16 protein-coding genes are annotated in these 19155 nt (G+C 68.6%); 12 read left to right on the plus strand and 4 right to left on the minus strand.

Translation table 11 applies throughout. The annotated features are described in order from the left end of the window. The first annotated feature begins 134 nt into the window (after positions 1 to 134). Together JWS13_RS35000 and JWS13_RS35005 are read left to right on the plus strand one after the other, a co-directional pair. On the plus strand, positions 135 to 1658 hold the full coding sequence (locus tag JWS13_RS35000; protein ID WP_206009985.1) for a class I adenylate-forming enzyme family protein: 1524 nt from the start codon (positions 135 to 137) through the stop codon (positions 1656 to 1658). Then, the gene (locus tag JWS13_RS35005; RefSeq protein ID WP_206009986.1) at positions 1659 to 2408 is read left to right on the plus strand and encodes an SDR family oxidoreductase; all 750 of its coding nucleotides are present in this window, start codon (positions 1659 to 1661) and stop codon (positions 2406 to 2408) included. It begins immediately after the preceding gene. A 53-nt stretch (positions 2409 to 2461) separates the two neighbouring features. Here JWS13_RS35005 and JWS13_RS35010 read toward each other — a convergent pair whose 3' ends face one another. Next, positions 2462 to 3298: a glucose 1-dehydrogenase gene (locus JWS13_RS35010; protein ID WP_206009987.1), complete on the minus strand. Its 837-nt coding sequence runs from the start codon at positions 3296 to 3298 to the stop codon at positions 2462 to 2464. Positions 3299 to 3475: 177 nt separating this feature from the next. On the opposite strand from JWS13_RS35010, the gene JWS13_RS35015 reads away from it, so the two are divergent. The 9 genes from JWS13_RS35015 to JWS13_RS35055 all read left to right on the plus strand — a co-directional run bounded on the left by JWS13_RS35015 (position 3476) and on the right by JWS13_RS35055 (position 14430). Then, entirely contained in the window at positions 3476 to 4285 is an 810-nt protein-coding gene (locus JWS13_RS35015) for an enoyl-CoA hydratase/isomerase family protein (protein WP_206009988.1), read from the plus strand. 90 nt (positions 4286 to 4375) lie between these two features. Beyond that, positions 4376 to 5413: an LLM class F420-dependent oxidoreductase gene (locus tag JWS13_RS35020; RefSeq protein ID WP_206009989.1), complete on the plus strand. Its 1038-nt coding sequence runs from the start codon at positions 4376 to 4378 to the stop codon at positions 5411 to 5413. Beyond that, a complete protein-coding gene (locus JWS13_RS35025) occupies positions 5410 to 6897 on the plus strand; it encodes an acetyl-CoA acetyltransferase (RefSeq protein WP_206009990.1) in 1488 nt (495 codons plus the stop codon). The genes JWS13_RS35020 and JWS13_RS35025 overlap by 4 nt, the downstream gene beginning before the upstream one ends. Positions 6898 to 6983: 86 nt before the next feature. Continuing rightward, positions 6984 to 7301 carry a hypothetical protein gene (locus tag JWS13_RS35030; RefSeq protein ID WP_206009991.1) on the plus strand — a complete coding sequence of 106 codons (318 nt, stop codon included), beginning with the start codon at positions 6984 to 6986 and terminating at the stop codon, positions 7299 to 7301. Continuing rightward, positions 7298 to 7729: a Zn-ribbon domain-containing OB-fold protein gene (locus tag JWS13_RS35035; RefSeq protein ID WP_206009992.1), complete on the plus strand. Its 432-nt coding sequence runs from the start codon at positions 7298 to 7300 to the stop codon at positions 7727 to 7729. The genes JWS13_RS35030 and JWS13_RS35035 overlap by 4 nt, the downstream gene beginning before the upstream one ends. Continuing rightward, the gene (locus tag JWS13_RS35040; protein ID WP_206009993.1) at positions 7726 to 8910 is read left to right on the plus strand and encodes a thiolase C-terminal domain-containing protein; all 1185 of its coding nucleotides are present in this window, start codon (positions 7726 to 7728) and stop codon (positions 8908 to 8910) included. The genes JWS13_RS35035 and JWS13_RS35040 overlap by 4 nt, the downstream gene beginning before the upstream one ends. Before the next feature lie 27 nt (positions 8911 to 8937). Further along, positions 8938 to 10389, plus strand: a complete 1452-nt coding sequence (locus JWS13_RS35045; protein WP_206009994.1) for an aldehyde dehydrogenase — start codon at positions 8938 to 8940, stop codon at positions 10387 to 10389. A gap of 49 nt (positions 10390 to 10438) precedes the next feature. Further along, positions 10439 to 12865 (plus strand): CaiB/BaiF CoA transferase family protein, encoded by a 2427-nt coding sequence (locus JWS13_RS35050; RefSeq protein WP_206009995.1) that lies wholly within the window; start codon positions 10439 to 10441, stop codon positions 12863 to 12865. A 191-nt stretch (positions 12866 to 13056) separates the two neighbouring features. Next, positions 13057 to 14430, plus strand: coding sequence for an MFS transporter (locus tag JWS13_RS35055; protein ID WP_206009996.1), 1374 nt, complete (start codon positions 13057 to 13059; stop codon positions 14428 to 14430). A gap of 13 nt (positions 14431 to 14443) precedes the next feature. Here the strand turns inward: JWS13_RS35055 and JWS13_RS35060 are convergent, their stop codons facing one another. The 3 genes from JWS13_RS35060 to JWS13_RS35070 all read right to left on the minus strand — a co-directional run bounded on the left by JWS13_RS35060 (position 14444) and on the right by JWS13_RS35070 (position 17868). Beyond that, positions 14444 to 15361 carry an esterase/lipase family protein gene (locus JWS13_RS35060; protein ID WP_206009997.1) on the minus strand — a complete coding sequence of 306 codons (918 nt, stop codon included), beginning with the start codon at positions 15359 to 15361 and terminating at the stop codon, positions 14444 to 14446. A 136-nt stretch (positions 15362 to 15497) separates the two neighbouring features. Beyond that, complete coding sequence (locus JWS13_RS35065; RefSeq protein ID WP_206009998.1) at positions 15498 to 16649, minus strand: acyl-CoA dehydrogenase family protein; 1152 nt, start codon at positions 16647 to 16649, stop codon at positions 15498 to 15500. A 49-nt stretch (positions 16650 to 16698) separates the two neighbouring features. Continuing rightward, a complete protein-coding gene (locus JWS13_RS35070; RefSeq protein ID WP_160100337.1) occupies positions 16699 to 17868 on the minus strand; it encodes an aromatic ring-hydroxylating oxygenase subunit alpha in 1170 nt (389 codons plus the stop codon). A gap of 200 nt (positions 17869 to 18068) precedes the next feature. On the opposite strand from JWS13_RS35070, the gene JWS13_RS35075 reads away from it, so the two are divergent. Further along, positions 18069 to 19058 carry a GNAT family N-acetyltransferase gene (locus JWS13_RS35075; RefSeq protein ID WP_206009999.1) on the plus strand — a complete coding sequence of 330 codons (990 nt, stop codon included), beginning with the start codon at positions 18069 to 18071 and terminating at the stop codon, positions 19056 to 19058. The last annotated feature ends 97 nt before the right edge of the window (positions 19059 to 19155 follow it).

The raw sequence follows: 19155 nt of genomic DNA on the forward strand, positions 1-19155 counted from the left end.
TCACGGGCGCGAAGCGCAGACCTTGCCGGATTTAACAACAACCTTTAGATTTAGCAGCTGTGACGGGCGGCACAGTCACGGAGAACTTCGGTTTCGATCCCGCCGGTCGCGGCCGGGCACACAGGAGGCAATGAATGAGCGGAACCGTGATCGACGCGCTGAATTTCTGGGCGCGGATCGTCCCCGGCCAACCGGCCATCGATTTCGACGGCGACGTCGTCACGTATGCGGAACTGTCGCGGTGGGCTGACGGCGTCGCCCACGACCTCGCGGCGCGCGGCGTCGTGCCGGGCGACCGGGTCAGCTTCGTGGGCACCAACACCCTCGAGTGGTGCGCGGCGGCGCTGGGGGCGATGAAGGTGGGCGCCATCGCCGCGCCGTTCAATCAGCGGATGCTCGCCGGCGAACTGACGGCGCTGGTCGAGGATTGCGAGCCGAAGATCGTGTATTGCGATCAGGCGTACCTTCCGAGGCTCGAAGAGGTGCTGAAGGCGCACGACACGTTCTCGATCGCCGTCCTCGAACACGACGTGCGGCCCCTGCGCGGCGGGGAGCACGCGACGTTCCCGACGCCCGTGGTCGACGTCTCGACCCCGACCGCGATCGTCTTCACCAGCGGCACCACGGGCAGGCCCAAGGGCGTGGTGTTCACGCACGCCACCATCGCGGGCGAGATGCACGAGTGGTCGCTGATGGAACCGATCCTGCCCAACGGTCTGCGGCCTCTGCTCGTGCTGCCGTTGTTCACCGCGGCGGGGATCATCTGGGGCATCTCCCGCACCGTCATCCACGGCGGCACGCTCTTCCTGCAACCGGGGTTCGACCCGCAGGCCGCCCTGCGTGTTCTGGTCGAGGACAAGGCGACGACGCTCACCGGTCCACCCATCCTGTTCGAGCAGATCGCGAAGGCCCCGGGGTTCGCCGACGCCGACCTCCGCCATCTCACCACCGCACACGTGGGCGGTGCCCGGGTGCCTGCACACCTGCTGGGGATCTGGCAGGACCGGGGTGTGCAGTTGCGGCAGATATACGGGCAGACCGAGATCGGCGGTTCCGCGACCGTGATGCCCCGCGACGAGGCGGCCGAGCATCCGGACAAGTGCGGGTGGGGTGGCATCTTCACCAAGATCCGAGTCGTCGATGCGTCCGGAAACGACTGCGCGCCCGGCGAAACCGGGCAGATCCTCCTCCGCGGGCCGGGAATGATGCCGGGCTACTGGCGCAACGAGGACGCGACGAAGGCCACGCTGATCGACGGCTGGTTGCACACGGGAGATCTCGGAAAGCTCGACGAGAACGGCTATCTGACCTACGTGGACCGGCTCAAGGACATGATCATCTCCGGTGGGCTCAACATCTCGCCCGCCGAAATCGAATCGGTGATCAATCAGATCCCCGAGGTCGAGGAAGTCGCGGTGATCAGCGTTCCCGACGCGAAGTTCGGGGAGACGCCGGCCGCCCTCGTGAAGGCGGCGCCGGGCCTGGCCGAGGCGGATGTCGTCGAGTTCTGCAATCAGCGCCTCGCCGACTTCAAGGTCCCGCGCTACGTCGTCCTGCTGGACGAGCCGTTGCCGCGGATGGCCAGCGGCAAGATCGCCAAACGGGAACTGCGCGACACGTACGCGGACGTGCCGGACACCCACCGGAAGGTGCGCTGAATGACGAACGCAGGTGAACAGAAGGTCGCCGTCGTGACCGGGGGCGGCCGGGGCATCGGCGCGGCTATCGCGCAGCGCCTCGCGTCGGACGGTTTCGCCGTGGCGGTGAACTATTCGCGCAGCGAGACGCATGCGGCCGAAGTGGTCGCGAAGATCGTCGCGGGAGGTGGCCGCGCGGTGGCGATCAAGGCGGACATCGGGAACGCGGCCTCCGCCGAGGAGCTGATCTCGCGGACCGCCGACACGCTCGGGGAGCCGACGGTGCTGGTCAACAACGCGGGCATGAACCTCGCGGGCTCGGTCCGCAAGCAGGAACCGGAGGACTGGGATCGCGTGATCGCGGTCAACCTCAGCGGGGCGTTCTACTGCACGCACGCCGCGCTGCCTGCGATGTACGAGAACGGCTGGGGGCGGGTCGTCTTCTTCGGAAGCCCGTCCGGCGGGCGGCGGCCGTCGCCGGGGATGAGCGCCTACTCGGCGGCGAAAGCCGGCCTGACCGGGATGACCCGGACGTTGGCGCTCGAGGTCGCGCGGCGCGGCATCACCGTCAACACCGTCGTCCCCGGTTTCGTCGAGACCGACATCATCAGTTCCGGGGGCGACGCCGCCGTCGACGCCCTGGCCGCCCATTGGCCGCGGATCCCCGCGGAGTCCGTGGCGGCGACCGTGTCGTTCCTCGTCAGTGACGACGCCCGGCACGTGTCGGGTGAAGAGGTGGGCGTCTGGCTCGGCGGTCCCGTCGGCGTCTGACACCTCCGGGCCGGCTTCGCTGCGGGAATGTCCAGCGAAGCCGGCCCGGTCCGTTACGCGGAGGCCGTCCGGTTCGATGCCGCCCGGGCCTCGCGGGCGTAATTCGACGGCCACGACTTTCCGAGGGTGAGTCCGCCGTCGACGACGATGTTCTGACCGGTCACGAATGCGGAGTCGTCCGACGCGAGGTGGGCGATGGCCTGCGCGATGTCGTCGGGTTCCCCGGCCCGCGGGATGGGTTGGAACGAGCGCAGGCCCTGCCGCACCGCGTCGACGCTGGCGTCGAGTTCCGCGTCCTCGAGCCCCGCGCCGTGACCGACGATCCTGGTGGCGACGCCGCCGGGTGTGACCGCGTTGACGCGGACGGTGAATTCGGCGAGTTCCCTGGCGGCGCTCCGCGTCAGTTGCAGGACTGCTGCTTTGGCCGCGCCGTACGGATGCGGGCCGAAGCCGGTACGAATCCCGGCGACGGAGGACACGTTGACGATGCTGCCGAATCCCTGCTCGCGCATCACGCGGGCGGCGTACTTCGTGCCGAGGAACGCGCTGCGCGCCAGGACCGCGAACGAGGCGTCCCATTCTTCGACCGACGTGTCCTCGAGGTAGGTCCACGCCCCGACCCGGCCTGCGTTGTTGACGATGCAGTCGAGGCGTCCGAACCGGGTGACGGCCTCGGCGACGGCGTCCGCGACGTCCGGCTCCTTCGTGACGTCGGTGTGCAGATAGGCGGCGCGGTCGCCGAGAGCCGCGGCGACCGCCGTTCCGCGGGTGTCGTCGATGTCGGTGACGAGGACCCGTGCCCCGCGCTCGGCGAGCAGCGCGCAGGTGGCTGCGCCGATGCCGCTCGCACCGCCGGTGACGAGGGCAGTCTTTCCGTCGAGTACGCCCATGAGGGTGCCTACTTTCTGTCGTGAGCCTACCTAAAGGCTTGAGGTTTTAATCTAAAAGCATTAGTCTGCGGATGTCGAGGGTTCGCCGGATAGAGCCCCGGAACGCGCCGGATTCGATCCCGCGCCTGCCGATCGTGGCGGCTCCCCGAGCACGCCGATTGCGAATGGAGAGACTCCATGCCCGACCTGGTCCTGACCGAGCAGCCGCGACCGGGCATCTTGCTCGTGCGACTGAACCGACCCGAGGCCCTCAACGCGATGAATGCGGAGATGATCGGCGAACTGCACCGGGTTCTGGCCCGGGTGCGGGACGACTCGACGATCCGGGCGATCGTCCTCACCGGCGCGGGCAAGGCGTTCTGCGCCGGCCTGGACCTGCGCGGGTACGGCACCCCGGACGGTGCCGCCGACGGCGAGGGCCGCCCCCAGGCCGGGTTGCGGGTGCAGAAGCACATCGCCGACCTGGTCGAGGCGTTCCGTGGCGCGCGCCCGCCGATCATCGCCGCGATCAACGGCGCCGCGGCAGGCGGCGGGATGGCGCTGGCGCTGATGGCCGACATCCGCATCATCGCCGACTCGGCCGCGCTGCACGCGTCGTTCATCAAACGCGGCCTCTCCAACTGCGACATCGGAGTCAGTTGGCTGCTTCCCCGCATGATCGGGTTCTCGCGTGCGGCGCAGATCCTGCTCACCGGCCGGACGATCGACGCCAGGGAGGCGGAACGAATCGGCATCGCCTCGTCCGTCGAATCCGGCGACGCCCTGCTCGGCGCGGCGCTGGGCACCGCCGAGGAGATCGCGCAGAACACCCCGTTCGGGGTGTGGATGACCAAAGAGGTGATGTGGTCGAACCTGGAGGCACCGAGCCTCCGGGCGGCGATCGACCTCGAGAACCGCACCCAGATCCTGGCGGCCATGACCAAGGACCACCGCGAGGCCGTGAAGTCCTTCCTCGAGAAGCGCCCGCCCGAGTATCTGAATCACTGATGCAGGGCCGGACCGACGCCACGGCCGGGCCGTGACCACCGCACTGCAGCAGCACCACCGGCCCTCCGGGGCAGTAAGCGAGGAAGATCAGTGAAAGTCGGTATCGCCGCCGGATATTGGGGTTCCGGGCCGCCGCGCAACGTCGACCGGATGCTCGCCGAAGCCGAAGCGCTCGGCGTGGACAGCTTCTGGACGGCGGAGACCTACGGATCGGACGCGCTGACCCCCCTCGCCTGGTGGGGATCGCGCACGTCCACGATCAAACTGGGAACCGCGGTCTGCCAGATGTCGGCCCGGACGCCGACCGCGCTCGCGATGGCGGCGCAGACGGTCGACCACCTCAGCGGGGGCCGGGTGATCGTCGGCATCGGCGCGTCGGGACCGCAGGTGGTCGAGGGCTGGTACGGGCAACCGTATCCCCGGCCGCTCGAGCGGACCCGTGAGTACGTCGAGATCATGCGTGCGGTGTGGGCCCGGGAGAAGCCGGTGACCTACGAAGGCAGGCACTATCAGCTCCCGCTGGACGGTGGCAGCGGCCTCGGAAAGCCGTTGAAGTCGATCGTTCACCCACTGCGCGAGGAGATTCCGGTCTACCTCGGGGCGGAGGGGCCGAAGAACGTCGCGCTCGCCGCGGAGATCGCGGACGGCTGGACGCCGCTGTGGTTCTCGCCCAAGAGCGACGAGTTCTACCGCGCCGCGCTGGCCGAGGGGTTCGGCCGGGACGGCGCCCGCCGGTCGCCGTCGGGGTTCGAGATCGCCAACGTGTGCTGGCTGGTCGAAAACGACGACGTGGAAAAGGCGGCGGCCAAGATCAAACCCGTCGTCGCGCTGTACGCCGGTGGCATGGGCGCGAAGGGCGCGAATTTCCACAACGACGTCTTCGCCCGCATGGGCTGGGCCGACGCCTGCGCCGAGATCCAGGAGTTGTACCTGCGTGGGCGGCCCGATCTCGCCGCGCAGGCCGTTCCGACCGAGATGGTCGAGGACGTCGCGCTGATCGGGCCTGCCGACAAGATCTGTGAGGACATCGTGAACCGCTGGAAACCCACCTGCTTGACGACGCTGATCCTCGGCGGCTGGCCGAGGCCGGAGAACCGGGAACGCATCCTCGAGGCGGTGATGTCGTGACGCTCGATCCGCGTACCCCGATCCTCGTCGGCGGCGGACAGGTCAACGAGCGGACCGGGGGAGTGGAACCCGTCGATCTGATCGTCGCAGCGGCCCGCGCCGCCGCGTCCGAGGCGGGATCGCCGCGTCTGCTCGAACTCGTCGACTCGGTCCGGTTGATCGGGATGCTGTCGTGGCGGTACCGCGACCCCGGGGCGCTGGTCGGTGAACGCATCGGCGCCGCCGTCCGGCACACCGGGTACACCGGCAGCGGGGGCAGCGGCCCGCAGGTCCTCGTCAACCAGGCGGCTGAGGACATCGCGGCCGGCCGGGCCGACGTGGTCCTGGTGGGCGGTGCCGAGTCCTGGCGGACCCGGATGAAGCTGCGGTCCCAGGGTGTCCGCCCCGAGTGGACCGTGCAGGACGACTCTGTTGCACCCGCAGAGGTCCTCGTCCCCGAGGTGCCGATGGTCTTCGATGGTCAGTCCAGGATCGGCCTCGACCGGCCCGCGTACGTGTACCCCCTGTTCGAGCAGGCCCTGCGGATCTCGTCGGGACGGTCGGAGGACGAGCACCGCGGCGCGATCGGCGCACTCTGGTCGGGATTCAGCAAGGTGGCGGCGACGAACCCGCACGCGTGGACCGGCCGCGAGTACACGGCCGACGAGATCGTCACGCCGTCCGAGGACAATCGGTGGATCAGCCGGCCGTACACCAAGCTGATGAATTCGAACAACATGGTGGAGCAGGGCGCGGCGCTGCTGCTCTGCTCCGTCGGCGTCGCCACCCGCCTCAGGATCCCCCGCGACAACTGGGTCTTTCCGCACGCGGGCACCGAGGCCCACGACACCTACGACATCGCCGAACGGGAGGCGCTCGATCGGTCACCCGCCATCCGGCTGGCGGGGGCGCGCGTCCTGGAACTGTCGGGAATCGGGCGGGACGACCTGGCGCACGTGGACGTGTATTCGTGCTTCCCGTCGGCCGTCCAGGTCGCCGCGGCCGAGTTGGGTCTGCCCCTCGACGATCCGGGCCGACCGCTGACGCTCACCGGCGGCCTCACGTTCGCGGGCGGTCCGTGGAACAACTACAGCACCCACGCGATCGCCACCCTGGCGACCCGGCTGCGCGAGGCGCCGGGAACGTACGGGCTGATCACGGCGAACGGCGGTTACCTCACCAAGCACGCGTTCGGCGTATACCGGACGGAGCCGCCGCGCAGCGGTTTCCGCCGCGAGGACGTTCAGTCCGACGTCGATGCGCAACCGACCACGCGAGCGCTCACGAGCTATGAGGGGTCCGGCTCGATCGAGTCCTGGACGGTGGTGCACGGTCGCGACGGCGCCCCGGAGCGCGGCTTCGTGGCCGTGCGGACCGGCACCGGCGAACGCACGCTGGCCACCACGACGGAAGCGGGCGCGCTGGCCCGTCTGGTCGGCGTGGACGTCGCACGGGAGACAGCGGTCGTCGCCGCCGACGGCACGTTCCGGTTCGCGGACGATTGACTCCGGTTTACCTAACGGCATAAGGTATAGGAATCGAGGACATCCGCCGTGAGGCGTGAGGTTCTCACGGAGAAAAGGAGTTTCGAATGTCTGTCGAAGACTTCCGCGAACTGTACGAGCGGCACGTCGGATACGTGGTGTCCGGAGACATGAAGTCCGCACTCGCCGACATGGTTCAGGCGAACCTGCCCGCCGTGTTCGACGGTGTCACCGTTCCCCGCGGCGACGTCGACGGGTTCGAGATCAAGGACGTCCGGGCCGTCGGCGACCGCCGAATCGGCGAGACGGTGTACACCACCCCGGGCGGCACGATCGGCCTGCGATCGATCTGGGAGCGTCACGACGGCCGCTGGCAGGCCGCGGCGCTCGAGAACTTCCCCGCCGAAGGAGGGCGTCCGGCATGACGGGAGAACCGTGGGGACCGTCCGCCGACGGCCTCGACCAGCCGTACTGGGACGGGCTCACCCGAGGTGAGTTGCGACTCCAGCGCTGTGGCAACTGCGAGACCTGGATCTGGGGACCGCAATGGGTCTGCGGATCCTGCCACACCCTCGACCCGAACTGGGAGTCCGTGACACCCACCGGGACCGTGTACAGCTGGTCGCGCAGCTGGTACCCGTTCATCACCGAACTGGCCGACCGGGTCCCGTACGTGACGGTCCTCGTGGAACTTCCCGAGGCCGGAAACCGCCGGGTACTCGGAATCCTGACCGGCGACGACACCGACGCCATCCGCATCGGCGACCCGGTCGTCGGTCACATCGAACACGACGAAGGCGCGACCTGGCCACTGCTGCGCTGGCGTCGATCCACCGAAGGAGCGCAGGCATGAGTGCACTCACCATGCGCGGGGCGGCCGCCGTCGTCGGCGTGTCCGAACTGCACTACCGCCGCGGCGAGGCCCCGGCGGGTGAACTGAGGATGACGCTCGAGGCGATCCTCGCCGCCTGCTCGGACGCCGGCATCTCGCCGCGCGAACTCGACGGATTCGTGTCGTATGCGGGCGGCGGGCACGACGGTGCGGTCATCGGCGGCGCACTGGGCGTCGACGACGTCCGGTGGTCGAACATGATGTGGGGCGGCGGCGGCGGGACGGTCGCAGCCGCGATCAACAATGCCGCCGTCGCGATCGCAGCCGGGCAGGCCGAGTGCGTCGTCGTCTACCGCTCGATGGCGCAGGCGGATACCGGGCGGCTCGGATACGCGAAGTACCACTACGGCCCGCACTTCCTCGCGCACGGCGTCGGATCGCCCGCCCAGGTGTGCGCACTGCGGACCCAGCGACTGCTCGAGCACGACGGGGTGCCGCGCGAGACCATGCGTGCGCTGGTGCTCGCCGCGTACCGGCACGCCCAGAACAATCCGACCGCGCAGGGCTACGGCAAGCCGCTCGACGAGGCGACGTACGAGTCGTCCCGCCTGATCACCGAACCGTTCCACCTGTACGACTGCTCGAGGGAGAGCGACGGCGCCGTCGCGCTGGTGCTGGTCTCCGCCGACCGCGCGAAGTCGCTGCGACCCGATCCCGCGTACGTTCTCGCGGGAGCCCAGGGAGCACCGGGCGGCTACTCCTCGATCATCGACAACGACGACCAGTACGCCACAGCGGGTTTCGCGGGCGCTGCCGGACGGCCCGGGGTCGCGGACCGCCTCTGGGCCGCAGCAGGTCTGGGCCCCGACGACGTGGACGTCGTCCAGGTGTACGAGAACTTCAGCGGGCCCGCCGTCGCCGCGCTCATCGACCACGGCCTGGCGCCGTCCGGCCCCGCCGCAGGCGAGGTCCTCACGGTCGACAACCTCACCGCGGGCGTGGGCAAGCTCCCCGTGAACACCAGTGGCGGCAACATCGCCGACTCGTTCGTCAACGGAATGGGGCTCGCGGTCGAAGCGGTGCGTCAGATCCGGGGCACGTCGACCAATCCCGTGGCGCACGCCAAGACGTCGCTGTTCATCGGCGGCCCGATGGCACCGCTCGTCAGTTCGACGCTCTTCGCCCACGAAGACGTGCTGTAGCACCCCGACTCTGTGAGAAGGATCGACATGGACAACATGACCGTGGACCGCGACGCTCTGTTCATCGGTGGCCGGTGGGCCGCCCCGCAGGAGGGTGCCGCGGCCGACGTCGTCGAAGCTGCCACGGAGAAGGTGCTCGGGCGTTCGGCGCTCGCTTCGGCAGCCGACATCGATGCCGCCGTCGCGGCCGCACGCGACGCACTCCGCGGACCGTGGGGGCAGCTCGACAACCGCGCTCGCGCAGACCTTCTCGACGTGTTCGCGTCCGCGCTGAAGAAGCGTGGTCGCGACACCGCGACGTTGGTGAGCCGCGAGAACGGGATGCCGATCTCACTCTCCGCCGGGGTCAACGGTTTCGGGCCCGCCGCCATGATCCGCTACTACGCGGCGCTCGTCCGCGAGGCGGCATCCGAGGACGTCCGTCCCAGCGCGTTCGGCGGCCGCACGGTGGTCCGGCGTGAGCCGGTGGGTGTCGTCGCCGCGATCACGCCCTGGAACTACCCGCAACCCCTCGCCGCGATGAAGATCGCGCCCGCGCTCGCGGCCGGGTGCACCGTGGTGCTCAAGGCCGCCCCCGAAACCGCGCTCGACGCGTTCGCGTTCGCGGACGCCGCCGAGGAGGCGGGACTGCCGCCCGGCGTCCTGAACATCGTGCCCGCGGGCCGCGAGGCGAGCGCATACCTGGTGCAGCACCCGGGAGTCGACAAGGTGGCGTTCACCGGTTCGACCGCGGCGGGACGAGCGATCGGCGAGGTGTGCGGCAGGCTGCTGCGCCCCGTCACGCTCGAACTCGGCGGCAAATCGGCTGCGATCGTGGCGGCCGACGCCGACCTGTCCGTCTTCGCCGCGAACCTCGCCGAGGTGTCGCTGGTGAACAACGGCCAGACGTGCCATGCGAGTACCCGGATCCTCGCGCCCCGTGCCCGATACGGCGAGGTCGTCGAGGCGGTCACCGAGACGGTCCGGGGTCTCGTCGTCGGGGATCCCCTCGACAAGGCCACCGCGATCGGGCCGCTGGTCAGCGCCGCCCAGCGCGAGCGCGTGCTCGGCTACATCGAGAACGGGCGCAGCGCCGGCTACCGCACGACGACCGGCGGGGGCGTACCGGATTCGCAGCCGCTCGGCTGGTTCGTCGAGCCGACGGTGTTCGTGGACGTGGACAACTCCGCCCGCATCGCCCAGGAGGAGATCTTCGGACCCGTTCTGACGATCACCCCCTACACGGACGAGGACGAGGCCGTGGCGATCGCCAACGACTCCGAATACGGGCTGGGCGGCACGGTCTGGACGGCCGACGAGGAGCACGGACTCGCGCTGGCCGCGCGGATCCACAGCGGGACCGTCGGCGTCAACCACTACGCCCTCGATCTCGACGCGCCGTTCGGGGGAGTCAAGTCCTCCGGTCTCGGACGCGAACTCGGTCCGGAAGGCCTGAACCCGTATTTCGCGACGAAGTCCGTGTACTTCGGAACACGCTGATTCGACACGCTTTTCATTCACCATCAGATCTGATCGAACGGAGCAGGCGATGACGCTACCGCTGACCGGTGTCCGCGTACTGGACCTCACCGACGGCCTCGGTGAGTCGTGTGGCCGGTACCTCGCCGACCTCGGCGCGCAGGTGACGAAGGTGGAAGGTCCGGGAGGTGCCCGCTCACGCCGCGCCGAGCCCGTGGTGGACGGGGTCAGCATCCCGTTCGCGCTGCGCAACGCGAACAAGCGGGGGATCGTCGTGGACCTCGACGATCCCGCGGGCCGGGACCGGCTCCGGGAACTCGCCGCGGAATCCGACATCCTGGTGGAATCGCACGCGCCGGGCCTGCTGAGCGAGCGCGGAGTGGGCGCGACCGAACTCTCAGCTCTCGCACCGTCACTGGTGTGTGTGTCGGTCACACCGTTCGGGCAGACCGGGCCCTACCGGGACTGGGCGGCCACGGAACAGGTCCTGTACGCACTGAGCGGCGTGCTGTCCCGCTCGGGCGCTCCCGGAGCCGAACCCCTCCTTCCTCCCGCCGGCCTGGTGGAGGAGACGGTGGGAATGCACGCCGCCTGGTCGGCGCTGCTCGCCTACTACGACCGCATCCACACCGGGCGCGGGCAGGTCGTGGATCTGTCCGCCTTCGAGGCGCTCGTGCACGGCTTCGATCCCGGATTCGGGACGCAGGGTTCCGCGGCCGCGGGGCGCTCCGACGACTTCCCCCGGAACCGGCCGGACGCGTCGAACTTCTACCCGGTGTTCCCCTGCGCCGACGGCTACGTGCGGATCTGCCTGCTCGCCAAGCGACAGTGGCGGGGAATGTTCGAATGGCTCGGCGAGCCGGAAGAATTCGCCGACCCGAAGTACGACACCATTCCGGCCCGGTTCGCCGCCGCCGACACCCTGCACCCCCTGATCGAGGCGCTGTTCGCGACTCGCACCCGCGACCAACTCGTCGCCGAGGGCGCGACCAGGGGAGTGCCGGTCGGCGGTGTCCTCTCGCTCGGGGAAGTACTGACCACCGAGCACTTCGACGTGGCCGGTGCCCTCGCGGACATGGAGATCGCCACCGGGGTGCACGCCCGCGTTCCGACGGGATACGTGTCGATCGACGGCGCCCGCGTCGGAATCAGGACCCCGGCGCCCGAGGTCGGGAAGCACGACGCCCACCCCCAGGCGAAGCGGGAGGGGCCGGCCGCCGAGGCGTCCGGGACGCGGCAGTCGGGCACTCGTCCCCTCGACGGCCTCCGCGTCCTCGACCTGGGCGTGATCGTCTTCGGCGCCGAACTCAGCCGCCAGTTCGCCGACTACGGCGCCGATGTCATCAAGGTCGAGAATGCCAAGTTCCCCGACGGTCTCCGGCAGTCGAAGCGGGGTGCGGCGCTGGCCGCGTCCGTCGCCTGGGGGCACCGCAACAAGCGCAGCCTCGGTCTGGACCTGCGCAGCCCGGAGGGCGGGGAGTTGTTCCGCCGCCTCGTCGCCGAGGCCGACGTGGTCCTGGCCAATTTCAAGCCCGGCACACTCGCGTCGATGGGCCTGTCGTACGACGAACTCGCCGCCCTCAACCCGGGCATCATCGTGTCCGAGAGCAGCGCGTTCGGCAGTACCGGGCCGTGGAACAACCGACTCGGCTACGGCCCGCTGGTGCGTGCCGCGTGCGGTGTGTCCGCCCTGTGGCGGTACCCCGGGAACGAAGACCTGCTCTGTGACGGCTCGACCGTCTATCCCGATCACATCGCCGCGCACGTCACGGCGATCGCGGTACTCGCCGCCCTGATCCAGCGGACCCGCACCGGTAGGGGCGCGGCACTGGAGGTGGCGCAGGCTGACACCGCGCTCGTCCAACTCGGTGCTCAACTCGTCACCGAATCGCTGCGACCGGGCACCGTCTCCGCGCCCGGCAACTCCGATCCGTTCGCCGCGCCTGCCGGGGTGTTCGCCTGCGCCGGTGACGACGAGTGGTGCGTCGTGTCGGTCCGGGACGACGACGACTGGGTGCGACTGTGTTCCGCGATCGGCACGCCCGAACTGGCGGACGTCCCAGCGTTCCGCACCCGGGCCGAGCGGATCCGCAACCGGGTGGACGTCGATGCCGTGCTGGGTGAGTGGCTGCAGACGCGTTCTCCCGCAGCGGCGGTCGCGCAGTTGCAGGCGGCGGGTGTGCCCGCCGGGATGATGCTGCGACTTCCCGAACTGCTCACCGATCCGCACCTGGCGGCCCGCGACGCCTACACGGAAACCCATCACGCGTTGCTCCCGAAGGCGTTGCCCACGGCAGCCCGCGTCGCGCGTTTCTCCGCCATAGCCGATCCGCCGCTGCGGCAGGCCCCGATTGCCGGGCAGCACAGCCGGGAGATCTGCGCGGACCTGCTGAACATGACGACCGCGGAAGTGGATCGCCTCGTGGCCGAGGGGATCCTGCAACCGCCCGCCACGGATTCGTCGCCGATCGGGGTGGCCGCCTCCGCCGCGAGGTAACGCACGAGTTGATTCGACAGCGGCCCGGGTTACCCTGGGCCGCTGTCGAATCGCGTCCATGTCAAGGGTGTTCCGGCGAGGTCGGAAGACCCGAAGGTAAAGCGTGGACAAAACTAATGGCTGTTGGTTAACGTGGCACCCGTCACAATCATTCTCGAACTCTTCGAGACCGCACGACACGGAGTGTGTGCATGACAACCAGCTCATCAACCGCCGCAGACGGCGCCACGACGGCGTCCGGTTCCAGGTCCGCCGGCGACTCGAAACGCGCCAGCCGCGCCGCCTTCGTCGGAACTCTGCTCGAATACTACGATTTCAGCCTCTACGCCTCCGCCGCGTCGGTGGTATTCGGGAGCGTCTTCTTCTCCGGTGCGAGCCCCTTCCTGGCCACGCTGCAAGCGGTCGGGACGTTCGCAGTCGGCTTCCTCGTGCGGCCGATCGGCGGTGTCGTCCTCGGCAGCCTCGGCGACCGGATCGGACGGAAGAAGATCCTCGTCTTCACCCTCGTGATGATGGGGGCCGCGACGATGCTCGTGGGTCTGCTGCCCGGCTACTCGCAGATCGGCTGGCTGGCCCCGGCCCTCCTCGTCCTCCTCCGGATCCTCCAGGGAATCGGCGCCAGCGCCGAATACGGCGGCGCCACCCTGGTCGCGGTGGAGTTCGCGCCGCAGCGCCGACGGGGACTTCTCGGATCGCTGCCCGGGGCGGGAGCGTCCATCGGCGGCGTTCTCGGCACCAGCGCCCTGCTGATCGTCTCGGCCGCGCTTCCCGAGGAAGCCTTCATGTCCTGGGGGTGGCGCCTGCCGTTCCTGCTCAGCGGACTGATTCTCCTGTACGGCCTGTCGCTGCGGGCCCGGTTGCCCGAGACTCCGGCGTTCCGCCACATCGAGGAATCGAACGACAAGACCACGTCCCCGGTTCTCGACGTCATCCGCCGGCAACCACGCGCGATCCTGTCCGTACTCGTGATGGTGTTCGGGCAGGCCGGTCTCGGCTACTTCTATCTCGTCTTCATGCTGACGTTCGGCCGCAACCAACTGGGCATGGGGCAGACCGACATCCTGATCGGCCTGGTGCTCGCGCAATTGAGTTGTGCGGCATTCATTCCCCTGTTCGGGATGCTGTCGGACCGGGTGGGTCGACGACCGGTCATCATCTCCGGCTTCGTGTTCTCCGCGCTGCTCGCCTTCCCTGCGTTCTGGCTCGTCGGGCACGGCGGCGGTACCGCCGCGTTCTGGTTGGTCCTTGTCCTGGGGAACGGGGTCGGTGTCGCTGCGATCTTCGGGCCGATGGGGGCGTACGTCACCGAGTTGTTCGAGACCCGGCACGCCTTCAGCGGTCTCGGGTTGGGCCGTGAACTCGGGAACGCTCTCGGCGCCGCGCTCGTGCCGGTCCTCGCAGTGCAACTCGCGTTCAACGACGGCGGCAGCACCGCGGCACTGAGCATCCTGCTGGTGGCGATTTCGGTGGCGGGCGTCGCCGCCGCGTGGGTCTCGGTGTCGCGAACCCAGCGCGCGCGGGACGGTGCGGAGCGGGTCGCGTCGTCGTCCGAGGTCGCGGTCTAGCTGAGGTCGTGGTTCAGGGCAGGGGCGCCACGGGATGGCAGGCGGGAGCAACGGCCGTCGCCGGATCGAGGAGGTTGCGCACGATCCGGAGCGTGATGTCGTCGTAGACCATGGTTCCGTGATTGGTCAGATCCTCGGGGCAGAAGTCCTGAACCACGACGTTGGACACGTTCGGTCCGGGCGGCAGTTGCGACTCGCTCAGTTGCACGACGAGGTCGTGCCGCGAACTGACGGTCGCATACTCGACTCCCGGGCGGGTCATGCCGCCCTCGCCGGTCTCCGTGACGAACGCGGAACCCGCCGTCCCGTCGTCGACCGCCGGAATCACGCTCCCGACGGCATCTTTCGCCTGGGAATACGCGGCGAGAAGATTCAGCATCCCGTAGGCGCTGATGCCGTTCGTGGCGGGAGCGACCCCGATCATCGTGCCGATCTTCGACTCCCCACCGAGGTGGTTTATGTAGTACAGCGGCACCAGTCCGCCCTGCGAGTGCCCGACGAGATCGACCCGGTCGGCACCGGTGGCGGCGAGGACCGTCTCGACGAAATCGCCGACCTGCCGGGCGGACACGCGCATGTCGCCGGTCTGATGGAACGGCCCGGTGTCCGGGCCGCCGTAGTCGAGGCCGAAGACGCAGTAGCCGTCGGCTTTCAGCTGGGGTGAGTACATCGCCCAGTTGGCGTAGCTGTTCTCGAACGTTCCGTTGACGAGGACGACGGGCCGCGGATGCGCGGCGTCCGGCCTGCACGAAAAATCGTTCATGCCCTGCGGGATCGCGTCGGGGTGCTCGATGGAATAGGCCCACGCGGCAGGCCACCCCGTTTGCGGCGGCCCGACGGAGGCCTCGTCGGGGGCGGCGTCGGCCACCGCCGGAGTGCCCAGGATTGCCAGGGCTCCGAGAACTGCCACCGTGCGTGCGCGTGCACCCATCGCGTCCGACTCCTCCCGCAGAGCGACCGTTTTACCTAAATAGTGTAGTTTCTGCCCGGGTGTGAGTGGGTGGGAACGGCGCAAAGAAGGGGTGCGGCGAATACATTTTCGCCGCACCCCTTCTTACCGGAATCGTTCAGGCCTTCATCAGGTCTCGATGGATGATTTCCTTCATGATCTCGTTGGTGCCGCCGTAGATCCGCTGGATCCGGGCGTCGATGTACGCCTTGGCGACGGGATACTCCATCATGTAGCCGTAGCCACCGTGGAACTGCACTCCGGCATCGATGACGCGGCCCTGCAGTTCGGTGGCCCAGAGCTTCGCCTTCGCCGCATCCACGGCGGTGAGGGTGCCCGCGTTGTGCTCACGCACGCACCGGTCGATGTACGCGCGGGACACCTCGACGGCCGTCTGCAGTTCGGCGAGGGTGAACCCGAGGCCCTGAAATTCTCCGACCCGCTTGCCGAAGGCCGTCCGCTCCTTGACGTAGTCGAGAGTCCAGCCGAGGACCGCCTCGGCGGACACCTGCGCGGCGATACCGATGCCGAGTCGTTCGAGGGGGAGGCTCTGCATCAGATATGCGAATCCCGAACCGATCTCGCCGAGCAGATTCTCCTTGGGGACGCGGACGTCCTCGAAGAACAATTCGGCGGTGTCCTGGGCGTGCAGACCGAGCTTGTCCAGTTTGCGGCCCCGGGCGAATCCCGGCGTCCCGTCCTCGACGACGAAGAGGCTGAAGCCGCGCGAGCCGGCCGAGGGATCGGTCTTCGCGAACACGATCACGAGGTCGGCGAGGATTCCGCTGGTGATGAACGTCTTCGACCCGTTGATCACCCAGCTGTCGCCGTCCAGGACCGCCGTGGTCTGGATGGCGCGCAGGTCGCTGCCCGCGGCAGGCTCGCTCATCGCGATCGCGCCGATGGTCTCGCCGGTGACGAACCCGGGCAGCCAGCGCCGGCGCTGCTCGGCGTCGGCGTGACGGAGCAGGTAGTTCAGCACGATGTCGTCGTTCGTGGAGAACCCGGACTGCAGGGCCGACGCGCCGACCCGGGCGATCTCCTGCTGGATCACGAAGCGGAAGCGGTAGTCCAGTTCGCCGGGCCCGCCGTACTCCTCGGGGACGGACAGTCCGAGCAGACCCTGGCGACCGGCTGCCAGCCAGGTCTCGCGATCGATCAGGCGATCCGCATCCCATTTCTCGAGTTGGGGCACCACGTGCTTGTCGACGAATCCCCGCACGGATTCGCGGAACAACTCGTGGTCCCGGTCGAACAGATCGCTCTGCATGTCTTCCTCCTGATGCGGGACGCCCGTGGGCGCCCCGCACATCATGTTGTCAGTTCGTTGCCAGTAGTTTCTGCGTCTCACGCCGGAACACCTGGTTGGCGACCTCGTTCTGGCCCAATACCATCCGGCCGGCGTTGGCGCTGGTCATGCCGTGCTGCGAGTCCCGCAGGAGGGGGAAGTCCTCCGCGTGGAGAACGGCGAGGAGGATCTCCCAGTTCTTGGTCCACAGGCGGTTCCACCGCTCCTCGGTCATCTCGGTCTCCGCGACCGGCGGCACGATCAGGCGCATCTCCATGCGGCAGCGCTGCGGATCTGTGGGGTGCGGCCGGAAGGTGAGGAGCTGGAAGTGATCCGGCTGCCGCAGCAGGGTGCTGTTGGGGAGCAGGAAATGGGTTTCCGTGATGTCCTTGGCCAGGCTCCGGTCGCCGGGATCCTCTTCGATCCACCGGTCGATCGACTTGCGCGGCGCGATGAATCGGCAGTGCCTGCCGAAGTCCTCGAACGCCATCACGTTGGTGTGGATGTGCTTGGCCGCGGTGTTCGGGTGGGCGTACTGGATGTGGTATCCGTCGAGGAAGGCGTCCTGCATGATCTTCCAGTTCACCGGCTCGTCGAATCCCTCGGACTGGAAGGCGATCTTGGAACCGAGGTCGTAGCCGGCGACGATCGTATCCATCTCTTCGCCGAGCCAGCCCGCCACGTCGATCTCGGCGTTCGCGTCGTCGACGACCCAGATGAAACCGTGACGTTCCTCGGTCGGCAATTCCACGAGCCCCATGTTCGTGGTGTCGGTCTCGCCGAACGTGTTGTCGCGGGTAATCGTCCGGAGGCTGCCGTCCGTGTCGTACGACCACCGGTGGTACGGGCAGGAGAAGAGCCGGCACCGGCCCTTCTCCTCCTTTTCGAGGAGGGCGCCGCGGTGCCGGCAGAGGTTGACGAACGTCTTGACGCCGCCGTCGCGCTGACGGACCACGATGATGTTGTTCCGCGGCATCTGAAGGGTGAAGAAGTCGCCGGCGCGGGGGATCTCGGAGCCGTGCGCGACGATGGAGGGGACACGTCCGAAGATGAGGTCCCGTTCCCGCTTGGCCACGGCCGGATCGGTGAACTCCTCCGGCTGGAACCAGGTGATGTGCTCGAATTCGTCCGTCGTGTCGTTGCGCAGGTGATCCAGGGCGCGGCGAATGCGTTCCTCGCGGGGGGCTCCGACCTCGGTCATTGCGTTTCCTCCAGTGTCGTGCGGAGTCGATGGGCCAGCGTTGTCGCCGCTACCCGTCACCGGCTCCGAATGCGGTGTGGATCGACGCATTAAATCTAACTCACATAGATTTATGTGTAAACCCTCGCAGGTCCGGCCGTTGCGGGTGTTATCAATGAGCATTAGGTTTAGGTGACACCGTCCGATGAGGAGTGATACGGATGATTTCCTGTCAGTGGTGCGAGGAACTCGCAGACGACGACCGCGACGAAGTTCTCGCCCTGGTGGGCGCGGCCGCGGAATACGACGACGAAGCGGGGTTCTCGCGCATCGAACCGCGTGATGTCACGGCACGTTCGCGGCCGGGGGCGCGGGTATCGCATCTTGCCGTCAAGGCGCGCCGCGGTCTGAGCGCTCTCGACGACGTTCCGCTCGTCGTGGTGGCGTACCTCAACATCGCCGTGGACGACGACGGTCTCGGGACCGTCCAGTTCGTCGTGCACCCCGACTATCGATCGCGGGGAATCGCGACCCTGCTCGTCGAGGAACTGGGCCTCGACGTGGACCGGCCCGACGGTTGGATGGGTACCGGTGCGCGCGCGCTGCGCGTCTGGGCCTTCGGCACGCATCCCGCGGCCGAGCGCCTGACCCGACGATTCCGGATCTCGTCGGTGAGCCGGCTGTGGACCCTGTTTCGCAGCCTGACCGGGCCGTTCGCGGTTCCGCTCGATCCGGTGCACCTCCCGGCCGGGTCCGCGCTGGAGGGGCCGCGCGCGCTGGACGCCCCGGAGTCGGTGGAGGTACTCGACGACGTGCTGGGCCGTTCGGGAATTCCGGCCGCTCAGCTCGTGAAACTGTCGGAGAGCCGCGCCCACGGAACCGGGTCCGTCGTACTCGCGTCCGGCGACGCCGAACGTCCCCAGGGATTCGTCTGGCTGGACCCGTCGCTGCACACGCACCTCGAACTGCGGGCGGCGTGGATCCGTGCGCTGGTGCTCGAGAAGGAGGCGCGGGGCGGCGGCCTGGGTGCGGCCCTGCTCGTGCGGGCGCTCGAGGTGCTGCGCGACGCGGGGGCTCAGATCGCCTTGATGAGAATCGATCCCGACGACGACGGTGCGGTCCGGCTCTGCCGGTTGCTGTCGTTCGAGCAGGAGGATGCGCATACGTGCTATCAGGTCGGTGAGTGGCACGAGGCTCCCGGCTACCTCTGAGGCATGAGACGTAGAACGATATTTGTTCCACTGTTGACGAGCGGCGAATGCCGCGCTACTGTCCTGTGACACGGCTCACAAGAAGTGTCCGTTTCGA

The organism is Rhodococcus pseudokoreensis, from assembly GCF_017068395.1.
Classification (GTDB): domain Bacteria; phylum Actinomycetota; class Actinomycetes; order Mycobacteriales; family Mycobacteriaceae; genus Rhodococcus_F; species Rhodococcus_F pseudokoreensis.